The sequence below is a fragment of the Burkholderia sp. AU32262 genome (assembly GCF_020419985.1).
Lineage (GTDB): Bacteria > Pseudomonadota > Gammaproteobacteria > Burkholderiales > Burkholderiaceae > Burkholderia > Burkholderia semiarida.
The window spans coordinates 21,862-37,247 of record NZ_JAIZRS010000010.1 but is presented as its reverse complement, the minus strand read 5'-3'; the positions used below and the strand labels follow the sequence as shown (position 1 = coordinate 37,247).

General features: G+C 68.1%; 11 protein-coding genes. 5 read left to right on the top strand and 6 right to left on the bottom strand.

Annotated elements, in window-relative coordinates:
• Nucleotides 1-207 precede the first annotated feature (207 nt).
• A complete protein-coding gene (locus LGN10_RS14120; RefSeq protein ID WP_226224003.1) occupies nucleotides 208-1,095 on the top strand; it encodes an NAD(P)H-binding protein in 888 nt (295 codons plus the stop codon).
• A 25-nt stretch (nucleotides 1,096-1,120) separates the two neighbouring features.
• Here the strand turns inward: LGN10_RS14120 and LGN10_RS14115 are convergent, their stop codons facing one another.
• A complete protein-coding gene (locus tag LGN10_RS14115) occupies nucleotides 1,121-2,323 on the bottom strand; it encodes a benzoate/H(+) symporter BenE family transporter (RefSeq protein WP_059574728.1) in 1,203 nt (400 codons plus the stop codon).
• 173 nt (nucleotides 2,324-2,496) lie between these two features.
• Entirely contained in the window at nucleotides 2,497-3,522 is a 1,026-nt protein-coding gene (locus LGN10_RS14110; protein ID WP_226224002.1) for a fatty acid desaturase, read from the bottom strand.
• A 241-nt stretch (nucleotides 3,523-3,763) separates the two neighbouring features.
• Between LGN10_RS14110 and LGN10_RS14105 the strand changes: the two genes are divergently transcribed.
• Nucleotides 3,764-4,585, top strand: coding sequence for a phosphate/phosphite/phosphonate ABC transporter substrate-binding protein (locus LGN10_RS14105; RefSeq protein ID WP_226224001.1), 822 nt, complete (start codon nucleotides 3,764-3,766; stop codon nucleotides 4,583-4,585).
• A gap of 50 nt (nucleotides 4,586-4,635) precedes the next feature.
• Here the strand turns inward: LGN10_RS14105 and dbpA are convergent, their stop codons facing one another.
• The 3 genes from dbpA to mqo form a co-directional block, all read right to left on the bottom strand.
• Entirely contained in the window at nucleotides 4,636-6,033 is a 1,398-nt protein-coding gene (gene dbpA, locus LGN10_RS14100) for an ATP-dependent RNA helicase DbpA (protein WP_060314736.1), read from the bottom strand.
• Nucleotides 6,030-6,227 carry a hypothetical protein gene (locus tag LGN10_RS14095; protein WP_006483193.1) on the bottom strand — a complete coding sequence of 66 codons (198 nt, stop codon included), beginning with the start codon at nucleotides 6,225-6,227 and terminating at the stop codon, nucleotides 6,030-6,032. Before LGN10_RS14095 ends, dbpA begins: the two co-directional genes overlap by 4 nt.
• Nucleotides 6,228-6,515: 288 nt before the next feature.
• Entirely contained in the window at nucleotides 6,516-8,201 is a 1,686-nt protein-coding gene (mqo, locus tag LGN10_RS14090; RefSeq protein ID WP_226224000.1) for a malate dehydrogenase (quinone), read from the bottom strand.
• A 366-nt stretch (nucleotides 8,202-8,567) separates the two neighbouring features.
• Between mqo and LGN10_RS14085 the strand changes: the two genes are divergently transcribed.
• Complete coding sequence (locus LGN10_RS14085; protein WP_226223999.1) at nucleotides 8,568-8,915, top strand: hypothetical protein; 348 nt, start codon at nucleotides 8,568-8,570, stop codon at nucleotides 8,913-8,915.
• 62 nt (nucleotides 8,916-8,977) lie between these two features.
• Here LGN10_RS14085 and LGN10_RS14080 read toward each other — a convergent pair whose 3' ends face one another.
• Nucleotides 8,978-9,847 carry a mechanosensitive ion channel family protein gene (locus tag LGN10_RS14080; protein ID WP_226223998.1) on the bottom strand — a complete coding sequence of 290 codons (870 nt, stop codon included), beginning with the start codon at nucleotides 9,845-9,847 and terminating at the stop codon, nucleotides 8,978-8,980.
• A 296-nt stretch (nucleotides 9,848-10,143) separates the two neighbouring features.
• Between LGN10_RS14080 and LGN10_RS14075 the strand changes: the two genes are divergently transcribed.
• The gene (locus LGN10_RS14075; protein WP_226223997.1) at nucleotides 10,144-11,517 is read left to right on the top strand and encodes a M23 family metallopeptidase; all 1,374 of its coding nucleotides are present in this window, start codon (nucleotides 10,144-10,146) and stop codon (nucleotides 11,515-11,517) included.
• Between the two features lie 496 nt (nucleotides 11,518-12,013).
• Complete coding sequence (locus LGN10_RS14070) at nucleotides 12,014-15,313, top strand: autotransporter outer membrane beta-barrel domain-containing protein (RefSeq protein WP_319001234.1); 3,300 nt, start codon at nucleotides 12,014-12,016, stop codon at nucleotides 15,311-15,313.
• Nucleotides 15,314-15,386: the final 73 nt, after the last annotated feature.

The following is a 15,386-nucleotide window of genomic DNA, read 5'->3' as shown; positions in this document are numbered from 1 at the left end:
ATTTGATCCGAGGGCAATTGTCCAACAGCGTGTGGGACAATTGCTGCATTCGCCTTCTCCGGTTTTGACGCGCTTGGATCGGAGAGCCCGTATGGCTACGGCCATTCAACGCGTCATCCTTTCCTGCTCGATTCATCCCCCCCGTGCGCGCCTTCCCGGCCGCGCGTGCCGACAATCACAGCACCTTCATCCCCCCAGGAGCGAACCGTGTTCGTGATCTTCGGCGCATCCGGCAACGTCGGCCTGTCGACCGTGACGACCTTGCGCAACGCAGGCCATTCCGTGCGCGCGGTGCTGCGCGACGCACGTCACCGCGACCGTTTCGCGCAGCTCGGCTGCGATGTCGCAATCGCGGACCTGACCGACGCGAACGCGATCGCCGCGGCGATCGACGGCGCGCGGGCCGTGCAGATACTGTGCCCGGTGCCGACGGCCGACGCCGATCCGGCCGCGACGATGACGCGGACGTTCGATGCGGCGGCCGCCGCGCTCGCCGCGAACCCACCGCCTTCACTGCTCGCGTTGTCGGACTACGGCGCGGAGCTCGAAGGCAATACGGGTATCACGCGCCTGTTCCATGACTTCGAGGAACGATTGAAGACGATCTCCACGCAGTTGACGCTGCTGCGCTCGGCCGAGCATCTGCAGAACTGGGCGCGCGTGCTGCCGGTCGCGCTCGGCACCGGCGTGCTGCCGAGCTTCCACCATCCGGTCGGCAAGGTGTTTCCGACGGTCTGGGCGCCCGATGTCGGCGTCGTTGCGGCGCGGCGGCTGCGCGATGCGCCGGAGGGCGGGCGCGGGCCGCGCATCGTCAGCGTCGAAGGGCCGCGGCGCGTGAGCGTGGCCGCGATCGCGGATACGTTGGGCGCGGCGGCGGGCCGCGCGGTCGTCGCGCACGAACTGCCGCGCGACACGTGGAGCGCGACGCTGCTGTGCGCCGGGCTCAGCGAACGCCATGCACAGCTGATCGTCGATCTGTACGACGTGCATAACGCGGGGCGGATCGACGTCGAGGCCGATGTGTCCGAGCGGGCCTACGGCACGACGACGCTGGCCGATGCGCTCGCGCAACTGGTGCGCCAGCCGGCGCGGTAAGGGAAGTGGCCGCGCAGGGTGCACATCATGCAGGCTGCCGCACCCTGTTCAACACCACATACGCCGCCGACCCGATCACGATCCCCCAGAACGCGGACCCGAGCCCGAGCCACGTCATCCCCGACGCGGTCGCGAGGAACGTGATCACGGACGCTTCGCGGTGGTTTTCGTCCTCGAAGATGCCGTGTACGTTCGCGCTGATCGCGCCGATCAACGCGAGTCCTGCCAGAATCGCGACGAACGCCTTCGGCAGCGCGAAGAACAGCGTGACGATCGTCCCCGCGAAGAGTCCGCCGATCAGATAGATCACGCCGTTCGCGATGCCCGCGATATAGCGCCGGTCCGGATCTTCGTGCGCGTCCTTGCCGGTGCACAGCGCGGCGGTGATCGCCGCGAGCACGATCGTGATTCCGCCAAAGCATGCGACGACCAGCGACATCACGCTGGTCGCCGTGATGATCGGCCGTGCGCTCGTGTGATAGCCCGACACACGAAGGATCGTCATCCCCGGCAGGAACTGGCCGGTGAGGCTGACGACGACGAGCGGCAGCGCGAGGCTGAGCGTCGTGCCGAGCGTCCATTCGGGGGCGATGAAGATCGGCCGCGCGAGGCTCGGCGACACGTTGCCGAGATGCGTCATCCCGAGCAGCGTCGCGAGTGCGGCGCCGGCGAGCAGCACGAGCACGATGCTGTAGCGCGGCAGCAGGCGCCTGAAGATCACGTAGGCCGCGATCATCCCGAAACCGAGCAGCGGCTGCGCGGTCGCCGCGGAGAACGCATGCATGCCGAACGGCAGCAGGATGCCGGCCATCATGCCGCAGGCGATGCCGCGCGGGATGTGGCGCACGAGCCGGTCGAAATAGCCGGTGATGCCGATGACGAGGATGATCAGCGCGGCCGTGATGTACGCGCCGACGGCCTGGTTGAGCGTCAGTTGCGGAAAAAGGCCGACGAGCAGCGCGGTGCCGGGCGCCGACCATGCGGTGACGACCGGCACCTTCAGCTTCCAGCTCGCGAACAGGCCCGATGCACCGGCGCCGATCGAGATCGCCCAGACCCATGACGACACCATGTCGTTGGACGCATGCGCGGCCTGCGACGCCTGAAAGAAGATCGCGAGCGGGCCCGCGTATGAAATCAGGACCGCGAGAAAACCCGCGGTGATCGCGGAAACGGACCAGTCGTTGCCGATCGCGCGGATCGCGCCGGGTGGGGAGTTCGGTTGCATCGTCGTCGGGGAAATGCGGCGCGCGGCCGTGCGGCGGAGCCGGCGCGAATGCTCGTCGGAAGCGCCGGATGAGCGGCCATTCTGGGCATTGCCGACGCAATTGGCAATTCACGGGCGGCGAACCGCGCTGTCGGCTTTTCGTAAGGATGGGTGCCGAAACGCGCGGGCCGACATCACGTACTGATCTGCAGCACCCTGTCGACCACCGCCACCTTGATCCCGCTGCCCGTCGACAGCGAAGCCGTGCCCTCGTCGAACGGATGCACGGGCGAATCGGTCGGCGTCCACGCATGGCGCGCGAGCAGCGCGCGATACCCGCCGCGGATCACGAAGCCGCCGCATTTCTCCACATACGCGTCGCGCCGCATCCGGTACGCACGCGGCAGGTCGTACCACGGCAGCTTCGGCAGGTCGTGATGGACGAGATGATAGTTGTTGTTCAGGTACAGCAGCCGCATCGCGAAGCCGGCTTCGTTGATCGTGATGCGCGCCTTCGGATGCGGCGCGGCGCGGTGCTCGTACAGCGAGCGGATCATCGCGAGCGACAGCGCGGGCCATGTGACGGCCAGCAGGTAGTACCACCACGGCACGCCGATCGCCCATTGCAGCCAGGCGAGCAGCGCGACCACGCAGGCGACGTGAGTCAACCACATCGGCAGATAACGGAAGTCGCCGCGCCGGAACGCGGCGAACGCATCGCGCAGCGTCGTGGCGATGGCGAGCGGCGGCCCGACGACGAGGCGTCCGAGGAAAGTCTTGCGCGCGACCGTCAGCGCCCGGCGCCAGCGCGGCAGCCGCGCCCAGCGTTCACGCGTCACGTAGTTCGTTTCGGGATCGACGCCCGGCACGGTCAGGTCTTCGTCGCGATGATGCTCGAGATGCGTGTCGCGATACAGCGTGTACGGATACCAGACCGTCAGCGGCGGATAGCCGAGCAGCTTGTTCACCAGGGCGGAACGTGTCGGATGGCCATGCAGCAGCTCGTGCTGCAGCGACAGGTGCCACGCGCCGAGCAGAATCAGCGGCGGCGTCGCGGCGGCGAGCGACAGATGCCCGTCGCGCACGAGCAGCAGCACGGCGAGCCAGCCGCCGTAGATGACGACGACGAGCAGCCAGGTCGGCCACTCGGTGCGGGCGGTGAAGCGGGCGTGGAGCGCGGCGATCGCGCGCGCGTGGTCGACGTCGAAGTATTCGGCCATGGCGTTGAGGCGGATGGATCGGGCAGTGCGGGGAACGAGCGATGGAACCGGGGCGCTCGGCCCGGGTGCGCTGGTGTCTCGCGGATCACGGTCGGCCGGCCCGGCATCGCACGGCGGCGGCGCCGGCAGGCCTTCGAACGGTACCGGGGCGGCGCGGCCTCGCCAACCAATCGATTCGCATTTGCTTATCGTGTCGCGGCCCATAAGCTTCCTGACCGCCGCCGATGCGTAGAATGCCCGCATGAACGCCTGGATTGCAGTCCTGCCGATGTACAACGTGACGCCGCGCCACGCCGCCCTGTGGCGCGCACTGCTGCGTGACGCGCTCGATGCGTTCGCGAACGCGGGCGGGCCGGCCGGCGTCGCGCTGCCCGACGCGCCCGACGACCTCCAGGCACTGTGGCGGCGCGACGATCTGCTGCTGTCGCAGACCTGCGGCTATCCGTACCGGATGCTCGGCTTGCGCGACGTCGTGCGATTGGTTGCGACCCCCGTTTTCGATGCGGACGGCTGCGACGGGGCGCGCTACCGCAGCGTGCTGGTCGTGTCGGCGCGCGTGCATGCGGGCGGTGCGACGACGCTCGCCGCCTGCCGCGGGTTGCGGGCAGCCTTCAACGGCGAGGATTCGCACAGCGGGATGAATGCATTCCGGCACGCGGTCGCGCCGCATGCGCACGACGGGCGGTTCTTCGGCTCGGTCACGCCGTTCGGTTCGCACCTGAACGTGCTGCGAGCGCTGGCGTCGGGAGAAGCCGATTGCGCGGCGATCGACTGCGTGACGTTCGCGTATGTGCGCGACGCGCTGCCCGGGCTGCTGGAGGATATTCGCGTGATCGGCACGACCGCACCCGCGCCGGGATTGCCGTTCGTCGCATCGCGGGCGCTGGCGGATACGCAGATCGGCGCGTTGCGGGATGCGCTCGATCGCGCGGTGGCCGCCGATGCGGAGCGAGCGCGCGTGCTGCGGCTGAGGGGATTCGACCGGCTGTCGCCGGCAGACTACGACACGATTGCGCGGTTCGAGCGGGAAGCCGCCGCGCACGGCTATCCCGAACTCGGGTGACGCACGGGGCGGCGCGCGGCGGTGCTGCGACCGCCCGCGCCGCGGCCCGCTTACTCGTCGTCCATCAACCGGACCTTGACCCGCTTGCCCTTGATCTTCCCCGCATTGAGCTTGCGCAGTGCGTCGCGCGCGACGCCGCGCTCGATCGCGACATAGGTCGAGAACTCGGTCACGTTGATCTTGCCGATCTGCTTGCCGTCGAACCCGGCGTCGCCGGTCAGCGCGCCGAGCACGTCGCCCGGACGGATCTTGTCCTTGCGCCCGCCGAGGATCTGCAGCGTTTCCATCGGCGGCAGCAGCACGCTGTCGTCCGCCGGCTTCAGTTCGGCGAGCGGATGCCATTCGACCTCGCGCTTCTGCGCCTGTTCGATCGCGCCGACGCGGCCCATCTCGTCCATGCTCGCGAGGCTCAGCGCCCAGCCGTCCTGATCCGCGCGACCCGTGCGGCCGATGCGGTGCACGTGCACTTCGGGGTCGGGCGTCACGTCGACGTTGATCACCGCTTCGAGCTGCGCGATGTCGAGCCCGCGCGCGGCGACGTCGGTCGCGACCAGCACCGAGCAACTGCGGTTCGCGAACTGGATCAGCACCTGGTCGCGCTCGCGCTGGTCGAGCTCGCCGTGCAGCGCGAGCGCGTGGAAGCCCTGCGCGTGCAGCACGTCGAGCAGGTCGCGGCACTGCTGCTTGGTGTTGCAGAACGCGATCGTGCTCACCGGCCGGTAGTGATTCAGCAGCTGGCCGACCGCATGCAGCCGCTCGTCCTCGGTCACTTCATAGAAGCGCTGGCGGATCTTGCTGTCGTCGTGGCGTTCCGCGAGCTTGATTTCCTTCGGGTTGCGCAGGAACTGCTGGCTCAGCTTCGCGATGCCGTCCGGATAGGTCGCGGAGAACAGCAGCGTCTGGCGCGTCGTCGGGCACATGCGCGCGACCTTCGCGATGTCGTCGAAGAAGCCCATGTCGAGCATCCGGTCGGCTTCGTCGAGCACCAGCGTGTTCAGCGCATCGAGCTTCAGGTTGCCGCGATCGAGGTGATCCATGATGCGGCCCGGCGTGCCGACGACGATATGCGCGCCGTGCTCGAGGCTCTGCGCCTGCGGACGCATCGGCGTGCCGCCGCACAGCGTCAGCACCTTCACGTTCTCCTCGGCGCGCGCGAGGCGGCGCACTTCCTGCGCGACCTGGTCGGCGAGCTCGCGGGTCGGGCACAGGATCATCGCCTGCACGTCGAAGCGGCGCGCGTCGAGACGCGCGAGCAGCGCGAGCGAGAACGCGGCGGTCTTGCCGCTGCCCGTCTTCGCCTGCGCGATCAGGTCCTGGCCGGCCAGCGCGATCGGCAGGCTCGCGGCCTGGATCGGCGTCATGTCGACATAGCCGAGCTGCGCGAGATTCGCGAGCGTGGCGGGCGTCAGCGGCAGCGCGCTGAACGGCGTGGCGGTCGGTTGGGTCAAGACAGGTCTCCGAGGTAGGGGCGGCCTTCCATCTGCTCGTAGACGACGTTGCCTTCGTCGTCCTCGAAGCGTTCGAGATAGTTGCGGGCGCCGCACAGCGGGCAGCGGAACAGCAGCCCCTGGCCTTCGTCCTTGATGACGACGTCGGACTGCTCCCACTGCGTGCCGCAGCTCTGGTTTCGGCAGGTAAACACGGTCTTTCTCCAGCTGAATTCGGTTGATGGCGCGCCCGGCCGGGCGCGGCCACGGCGGGCGGCGCCCGCGCGGCTCGGGCGCGGGCCGCACCGGCGGTCGCTCGGGTTGTGTCGATGCGGGTGATGGATCGGGCGGCGACGGGGTCGCGCGTGCCGCAATTCTAGCGGAAGCCGGTGCCTGCGCCCGGCGCGCGCCAGGAAAAACGGCCGCCCCGGAGAGGGCGGCCGTGTCGGGCGGCGTAATGCGTGCCGCGGGTGCCGCGCAGGTTCTGCGCGGCGTCGCGCGCGTTACAGCGCCATGTCGGCGGACGCCTTCGCCGGGCGGGCCGGCGCGGTGCCGGTCGCCTGCGACGGCACGCCGAGGTCGATCTTCGGCGGCGGCGACAGTTGCAGCACGTCGCTCGTGTAGGTCCATTCCTCGACGACCTTCGCCGGGCTGTCGTTCAGCTTCGTGCCGTAGCTCGGCACGATCTGGCGGATCTTCTGCTGCCACTCGGGCGTCGCGACCTTGTCCTTGAACACCTTCTTCAGCAGATTCAGCATGATCGGCGCGGCGGTCGACGCGCCCGGCGACGCACCGAGCAGGCCCGCGATGCTGCCGTCCTGCGATGCGACGATCTCGGTGCCGAGCTTGAGCACGCCGCCCTTGACCGGGTCGCGCTTGATGATCTGCACGCGCTGGCCGGCCTGCCACAGGCGCCAGTCTTCCTTCTTCGCGTTCGGGAAGTACTCCTTCAGCGCGTTGAAGCGGTCGTCGTCGGACAGCATCAGCTGGCCGGCGAGGTACTGCACCAGCGGGAATTCGTCGACGCCCACGCGCATCATCGGCGCGACGTTGTGCAGGTTGGTGCTCTTCGCGAGGTCGAAGTACGAGCCGTTCTTCAGGAACTTGGTCGAGAACGTCGCGAACGGCCCGAACAGGATGATCTTCTTGCCGTCGATGATCCGCGTGTCGAGGTGCGGCACCGACATCGGCGGCGAGCCGACCGACGCCTTGCCGTAGGCCTTCGCGAGGTGCTGCTTCACGACCTCGGGGTTGTCGGTCACGAGGAACGAGCCGCCGACCGGGAATGCGCCGTAGTCCTTCGCCTCGGGGATGCCCGACGCCTGCAGCAGGTGCAGCGCACCGCCGCCCGCGCCGATGAACACGAACTTCGCGTCGACCGATTGCGGCGGCTCATCCGAGTGCAGCTTGACCCACGACACGTGCCACGTGCCGTCGGCGTTGCGCGAGATCTCGCGCACTTCGCTCGACAGCGACAGCGTGAAGTTCGGCTGCGTCTTCAGGTAGCCGACGAACTGCCGCGTGATCTCGCCGAAGTTCACGTCGGTGCCGATCGGCGTCCACGTCGCGGCCACCTTCTGCGAACGGTCGCGGCCTTCCATCATCAGCGGCACCCACTGCTTGATCTGGTCGTAGTCTTCCGAATACTGCATCCCGCGGAACAGCGGGCTCGCCTGCAGCGCTTCGTAGCGCTTCTTCAGGAAGCGGACGTTGTCGTCGCCCCACACGAAGCTCATGTGCGGCGTCGAGTTGATGAACGCGCGCGGGTTCTTCAGCACGCCTTGCTTCACCTGCCACGCCCAGAACTGGCGCGAGATCTGGAACGACTCGTTGATCTCGATCGCCTTCGAGATGTCGATCTTGCCGTCCGCTTTCTCCGGCGTGTAGTTCAGCTCGGCGAGCGCCGAGTGGCCGGTGCCGGCGTTGTTCCAGCCGTTCGAGCTTTCCAGCGCGACGCCGTCGAGGCGCTCGACCATCGTCATCGACCAGTCCGGCTGGAGTTCGTGCAGCCAGACGCCGAGCGTCGAGCTCATGATGCCGCCGCCCACCAGCAGGACGTCGACCTTCTTCGTGTCGGCGGCGTGCGCGGACGATGTCGCGACGCACAGCGCGAGCGCCGACAGTATTACCCGTAACGTTTTGATCACAGCAGAGATCCCTTTTTCAACTTGAATGCATCGGTTTGCCATGCCGCCCGGCGCGCGGTTCCGTGGCGCGGAAACACGGATCCGGAGATCCGGACCGCGAATCCGGAATTCCGGATCGGCGCTGCGCGCCGTTGCATTTGCGCACGGAAGCCATTCGGAAGGACACCTTCGGATCGGCTTCCCGCGGGCAGGCAAGCGCCTGCGTCGCGACGGTGCGCCACGCGCCGGGGCCCTGACGGCAAGCCCGAGCGGACGGCGCTTCAGGCTGCATTGAAAGAGGCCGCGCGCGACGTGTTTTGCGGGGGCGGGGTGGCAAGGGGCGCGTAATATAACCGAACTCGGACACTGTGTCGCAGACGCCGAATATCCTTGTTTTCGTGGGGTTTTTTGTGCGTCCGGGTTTCCGGAATGGCGGTGCGCGACGCGGGAAAATCGAAGGGGGATCGGCGGGTCGAATGCGTGCGACGGGTATGCCATGCACCAGGCCGGAACGTCATCGGATCGCGGCGTTGCACCGCGACCCGTTTACTTGCATCACATCACATCACTTCATTTCGCTCCGCCGCTCCGGCAGTACTGTTCACAAGCCTCGACTGGATCGACGACACGCCGGCCCGCTTCGTCGGCACGCGCTCGGCGAACCCGGCGACGGCGCCGGTCGCGATGCTGGCCAGAGTCTATCGCGGCATGACGGGGGAAACGAGCTTCACGCCGCAGGGCGACCGGAAGCACGGCGCGATGTCGGTGTTCACTTAAAGAGTGGCGGGAAGGCGTTGCTCGACATCGTCAGGATGTAACGTCGCGGGCGGCGCGCTGCCTTACGACACGCGCATGCGCGCGCCGTCCGCGCGGCGCTCCGCGTCGTGCACGATGTGCAGCTCGCGCGTGCGGATCGGCAGCGCGCAATCCGCATCGGCGAGCGTCTTGCGGACCTGGCGGGCGAGGCGCCAGCGCATCGCCCAGAACTTGTCGGTGTGCGTCCACACGCGCATGTTCGCGACGGCCGTGCTGTCGTCGAAGCGCATCACCATCACGTCCGGCGCGGGATCCTGCAGCACGTCGGGGTCGGCCGCGGCCAGCGCGTGCAGCGCATCGAGCGCGCGATCGATATCGTCATGCACGGACACTTCCACTTCGAGATCGAGGCGGCGCGTCGGGTTGCGCGTGTAGTTGCGGATCGAGCTGCCCCACAGCGCGCTGTTCGGCACGTACTCGCAGATGCCGTCCGGCTTCGTGAGGCGCGTCATGAAGAGCCCGACCTCTTCGACGGTGCCCGCGACGCCCGTGCCGCCGTCGATGTAGTCGCCGACCTTGAACGGCCGCAGCAGCAGAAGCATGATGCCGGCCGCGATGTTCTGCATCGTGCCCTGCAGCGCGAGCCCGATCGCCAGGCCGGCCGCGCCGAGCACCGCGACGATGCTCGCGGTTTCGATGCCGAGCTGCGACAGCGCGCCGACGATCGCGACGATGCGGATGCCCCACACGGCGACGTCGCACAGGATCGGCCGCAACGTGTCGTCGACGCGCTCCTTGTTCGAGAGCAGCCGGTTCAGCCAGTTGCCGACGCGTTTGGACAGCCACCAGCCGGCGACGAGCAGCGCCAGGCCGGCAGCCAGCTTGATGGAGAGCGTGGACAATACATTCCACAGGAACGTCCAGCGTTCCGGATGAAGATGTTCGAGAAACATGACGGGATTCCGTGTTGAAGACAGATCGTTCGGCGCGTGGCTGTGTTCACCCGCCGGCAGCGTTCGACTGTACACGGCGCCGGGTGGTTCGCGCGAATGAAGGGGTCGAATGCGAGCCGCGGCGAAATTGCGATTTCGTCCGCGTACGAAGCGTATGTCCCGCCAAATAGGACAAGGCCTATTTGGTCATTTTGCGTGCGTCGATACACTCGCTTCCAGGTTGCCGGATCGTGACGGTCGTTCTTCCGCGATACCCGGCTTTTCCCGATTTTTCATCGATAGCGAGTGACGACGTCATGCGGTTGAACCTGCGTTTCCGTCTCGCACGCGAACAAGGTCAATCCGCCCGGCGCGGCGTCCCGTGTTTCCCGATTAGCCGCGCGCTGTTGCGCGGTGCCGTCGTGACGGCCTGCATGGCGGGTACGCACGGCATGGTGGCACAGGCGACTCACACCGCGGCGCCCGTTGCGCCCGTGACGGCTGCAACGCCCGACCTTGTCGACGTGCCTTTTTTCAATCCCGCCCGGACGACATGGGGCGGCTTGCGCGCATCGGCGGCGGTGCCGCTCGACGTCGCGTACGCCGCGCATGCGCCGGGCCTGTCGGCGGGCGCCGATCGCGACGATCTCGCCGTTCGATTCGGCGCGTGCGTGGCTTACCGCGTGCTGTGCGAGGCGGCGCGGGACGCGGTCGAACGCGGCTATGCGTCGCGGTTCGATTACGGTCTGGCGTCGGCGTTGCCCGCGATGGACGCGCAGCCGGCGGCCGAGCGGGGCACCGTCGATCTGGCGTCGGCCGAGCCGTTCACGCTCGCGGAGCCGGATCGCGGCACGCGCGCCGGTGCGATCGTCGGCAACCTGCGCGCGTCGCTGGCGCGCGCCGATCTGCCGGCCGGCGTCGCCGCGCAGATCACCCGCATGCTGGCCGGGCGCATCGATCCGAAGCAGCGCGCCGCGGCCGGCGATACCTTCCGCGTCGCCTTCGAACGCGACGACAGCGCCGGGCGGCCTGGCCGCATGCGCGTGACGGCGCTCGACGTCCGTTTTCGCGGCCAGCGCGTCGCGGGCGTGTGGTTCGCGCCGAAGGCGGGCGCGCCGGGCGCCTATTACGACTTCGACGGCATGCCGCTCGCCGGCGCGCGGTTTGCGATGCCGGTCAACGCGAAGCGGATCAGCTCGCGCTTCGGCACACGCGTGCATCCGGTCACCGGCGTGCGCCATGTGCATTCGGGCGTCGATCTGGCAGCGCCGGCAGGCCGCGCCGTTCATGCGTCGGAGCGCGGCGTCGTGACGTTCATCGGCAACGAGCCGCGCGGCTACGGCAAATACGTGGTGATTCGACATGACGGCGGCTACGCGTCGTACTACGCGCATCTGTCGGCGTTCGAGCCGACGCTGCGAACCGGCGCGCGCGTCATGCGCGGCCAGCGTGTCGGCGCGGTCGGCAGCACGGGGACCGCGACGGGCCCGCATCTGCACTTCGAGGTGCGCCGGCACGCCCGCCTCGTCGATCCGATCGAACTCGTTCACGCGGCCAAGGCGGCGAGGCTGAAGGGCGCGCAACGTATGGCGTTCAACCGCGTGGCGCGCGATGCGCGCACGCAGCTCGCGTCGGCCACGTTCGCGCAACCGGTCGCGATGTCGAAGGCTGTCCCGCCGCAGGCGGGTTGATCGTTCGCCGGATGCCGGCCGCGGTGGTCGGCATCGTATCGGTGGCGCACATTTTTCGTCGACGCGCGGCTATCCGGCAATGTGGCCGTGTTTGAACGGCGCGCGATCGTGCGAAGCAACATCGTCAAATGGCGCGCAATAGTCCGCGCCTTCCGTCATTCATCGAGTCGCGTCAAATTTTCCGATTGATTCGGATTGCATCACGTTCGATGAGTATGTCTAAGCGAGTGTCGGTAAATTCAACCGACTTCTCGTCTCGCCAAGCCGCCCACGCCCGGCCGCGGCTTCGCATGCTGCATGGCGGCAATTCCATTCCATTTATTTCCCGATGCGAAATGATTCGCGGCGTGATTGCCGGTATCACGCATTCTGATCTTGCGATTGTTTCAAGACAGGTGCTATAACCCGTTCCACGCACCGATTTGCAGCAATAACGTCACCAATAAATGCGAGCGGAAAAATGAAAAGAAAGGCGTGGAATCTGGGTTTGGGCGGAATGGCGATCCTGAGCGGCGCGGTGCCGGTCAGTGCGTATGCGGCGTGCTCGGCTACCGCGCCGGGCAGCGGAACGACGGTCACGTGTACCGGCGCGAACGCACCGTCGGTCGTGGCCACGGGCGGCAGCACCAACGTGACGATCAACCTCGATTCGACCGTGACAGGCGGCTACGTGCTGACGTCCGCGCCGACCCCGTTCTCCGTCGACACATCGAGCGCGATCACCAACAACGGCAACCTGTCGATGTCGGGCAACGGCACGGGCGTCGCGAACCGCGGCGCGGTGCTGCTCGGCGTGAACAACGGCAACACGCTCACCAACGGCGCGACCGGCGTGATTTCGACGTCGGGCACCTACAACGACGGGATGGCCGCGAACGGCAACGACAACACGCTCGTCAACAACGGCACGATCACGACCACCGGCAACAACGCATACGGGATGACGGCCGCATGGGGGCAAAGCAATCCCGGCGCGTCGGGCAATCGGATCGTCAACACGGGCACGGTGACGACGTCCGGCAACAACGCGCGCGCGGCGTCGCTGCTCGGCGGCAACGGCACGATCACCAACAGCGGCACGCTGACGTCGAATGGCCGCGATGCGCCGGCCGTCTACATGCAGGGCAACAACGACACGCTCGTCAACAGCGGCACGATCCAGACGACGGGCACCGCGACGAGCGGCGGCAGCGTCGACGCGGTCGTGTCGAACACGCTCGGCGGCTCGTTCACCGCGACGATCACGAACCAGGCCGGCGGCAGGATCATCAGCAACAACGGGATCGGCGTGCGCTCGACCAACGGCGCGACGACGATCACCAACGCGGGGCTGATCCAGGGCGGTGGCGGCACCGCGATCCAGGGCGGCAACGGCAACGTGACGCTGATCCTGCAGACGGGCTCGCAGATCGTCGGCACGGCCAACGGCGGCGCGGGCGCCAACACCGTGACGTTGCAAGGCACGGGCACCGCATCGAACGCGTTCGTGAATTTCCAGGGCCTGACGATGGCCGGCACCGACTGGACGTGGGCCGGCACCGGTACGTTCTCGACGGCGCTCGTGCAAAGCGGCACGCTGAACCTCACGGGCACGCTCGGCACGACGACGGCATCGGTCGTCGCGACCGTCGACGCGGGCGCGACGCTACAGGCGAATGCGTCGAACCTGCCGCTGTCCGTCACCGACAACGGGCTCGTGCGCTTCCAGCAGGACGGCGCCGGCACGTACACGGGCACGATCGGCGGTTCGGGCGCGATGGAGAAAACCGGTGCGGGCACGCTGACGATGACGCCTTCATCGGCCGGCGGCAACACCTATTCGGGCGGCACGACGATCACGCAGGGCACGCTGTCGGTGGCCGCGGACACTGCGCTCGGCGCGGCGTCGGGCGGGCTCGCGTTCAATGGCGGGACGCTGCAACTCGGCAGCGCGTTCAACGTCGCTTCGAGCCGGGCGGTATCGATCACGGCGAACAATGGCACGATCGATACGCAGGGCTTCAACTCGACGCTGACGCAGGGCATCACGGGTGCGGGCTCGCTGACGAAGCTCGGCAGCGGCACGCTGACGATGAACGGCACGAACGGCTACACGGGCGGCACGAACGTCAATGCGGGCACCGTGATCGTCGGTGACGCGACGAGCGCGTCGGCGACGCTGGGCGGCGGCGGGCCGGTGACCGTGGCGGCGGGCGCCGCGCTCGGCGGCTACGGCAGCGTGACGGGCAACGTGACGAACAACGGCACGCTGTCGGTCGCCAACGCGCTGGCGAGCCTGGGCGGCGGCGCGACCGGCAATTTCCGGATCAACGGCAACCTGACCAACGCGGGGCTCGTGCAGCTCGGCGGCAGCGGCGTGGGCAACACGCTGACGGTCGCGGGCAACTACGTCGGCCAGAACGCGACGCTCGCGCTCAACACGACGCTTGCCGGCGATGGCGCGCCGTCGGACAAACTCGTCGTCAGCGGCGGCACGGCGAGCGGCGCGAGCACGCTGAAGGTGACGAACGTCGGCGGCGCGGGCGCGCAGACGACGGGCGACGGCATCCAGGTCGTGCAGGCCGCGAACGGCGCGACGACGAGCGCGGGCGCGTTCTCGTTGTCCGGCGGGACGCTCAGTGCGGGCGCCTATACGTATTTCCTCGCGAAGGGCGGTGCATCGACCGGCACGGGCGACAACTGGTACCTGCGCAACACGGTGCCGCCGAAGCCGCAATCGCCCGTCGTTCATCCCGGCCAGCCGACGCCGCCCGCCGAGCCGCCGATCACGGCCGCCGAAGGCACGCCGGAATCGATCGTCGAAGCGGTCGACCATGCGGGCGCCGACGGCAATCCGGAACCGATCTACCGCCCGGAAGTGCCGCTGTACGCGGAAGCGCCGGCCATCGCGCGCCAGCTCGGCTTGCTGCAGATCGACACGTTCCATGACCGGCAGGGCGAGCAGGGCTTGCTGGCCGAAAACGGTTCGGTGCCCGCGTCGTGGGCCCGCGTGTGGGGCGGCCACGGCAACATCAAGCAGAAGGGCGACGCGACGCCGTCGTTCGACGGCGCCGTATGGGGGATGCAGGTCGGCCAGGATCTTTACGCCGATACGACCGCCAGCGGCCATCGCAATCACTACGGCTTCTTCCTCGGCTTCTCGCGCGCGGTCGGCGACGTGAGCGGCTTCGCGCTCGCGCAGCCCGATCTGGGCGTGGGCTCGCTGCAGGTCAATGCGTACAACCTCGGCGGCTACTGGACGCACATCGGCCCGGGCGGCTGGTACACGGACGCCGTGCTGATGGGCAGCGCGCTGACCGTGCGCTCGCATTCGAACGACAACGTGAACGGCTCGACGAACGGCAACGCGTTCACGGGCTCCATCGAAGCCGGGCTGCCGATCGCGCTCGGCAACGGACTGACGCTCGAGCCGCAGGCGCAGCTCGTGTGGCAATGGCTGTCGCTCGATCGCTTCGACGACGGCGTGTCGAGCGTCGCGTGGAACAACGGCAACACGTTCCTCGGCCGGATCGGCGCGCGGCTGCAATACGCGTTCGACGCGAGCGGCGTGCACTGGAAGCCGTACCTGCGCGTGAACGTGCTGCGCGCGTTCGGCGCCGACGACAAGACGACGTTCGGCGGCTCGACGGCGATCGGCACGCAGATCGGGCAGACGGCCGGGCAGATCGGCGCGGGGCTCGTCGCACAGCTGACGAAGCGCGGCAGCGTGTATGCGACGGTCAGCTATTTGACGAATCTCGGCGGCGAGCATCAGCGCACGATCACCGGGAATGCGGGCGTGCGGTGGGCGTGGTGACGACGAGGCGCGGCGATCGAGATAGCGCAAGGCGGCACGGTTTCGCGAAACGGCTCTGCTGATAACCAACAAC

Coding starts and splice junctions, on each gene's coding strand:
- LGN10_RS14075 (WP_226223997.1), top strand. CDS start 10,144: ATGCGGTTGAACCTGCGTTTCCGTCTCGCACGCGAACAAGGTCAATCC.
- LGN10_RS14105 (WP_226224001.1), top strand. CDS start 3,764: ATGAACGCCTGGATTGCAGTCCTGCCGATGTACAACGTGACGCCGCGC.
- LGN10_RS14085 (WP_226223999.1), top strand. CDS start 8,568: ATGGCGGTGCGCGACGCGGGAAAATCGAAGGGGGATCGGCGGGTCGAA.
- LGN10_RS14070 (WP_319001234.1), top strand. CDS start 12,014: ATGGCGATCCTGAGCGGCGCGGTGCCGGTCAGTGCGTATGCGGCGTGC.
- LGN10_RS14115 (WP_059574728.1), bottom strand. CDS start 2,323: ATGCAACCGAACTCCCCACCCGGCGCGATCCGCGCGATCGGCAACGAC.
- LGN10_RS14080 (WP_226223998.1), bottom strand. CDS start 9,847: ATGTTTCTCGAACATCTTCATCCGGAACGCTGGACGTTCCTGTGGAAT.
- mqo (WP_226224000.1), bottom strand. CDS start 8,201: ATGGCAAACCGATGCATTCAAGTTGAAAAAGGGATCTCTGCTGTGATC.
- LGN10_RS14110 (WP_226224002.1), bottom strand. CDS start 3,522: ATGGCCGAATACTTCGACGTCGACCACGCGCGCGCGATCGCCGCGCTC.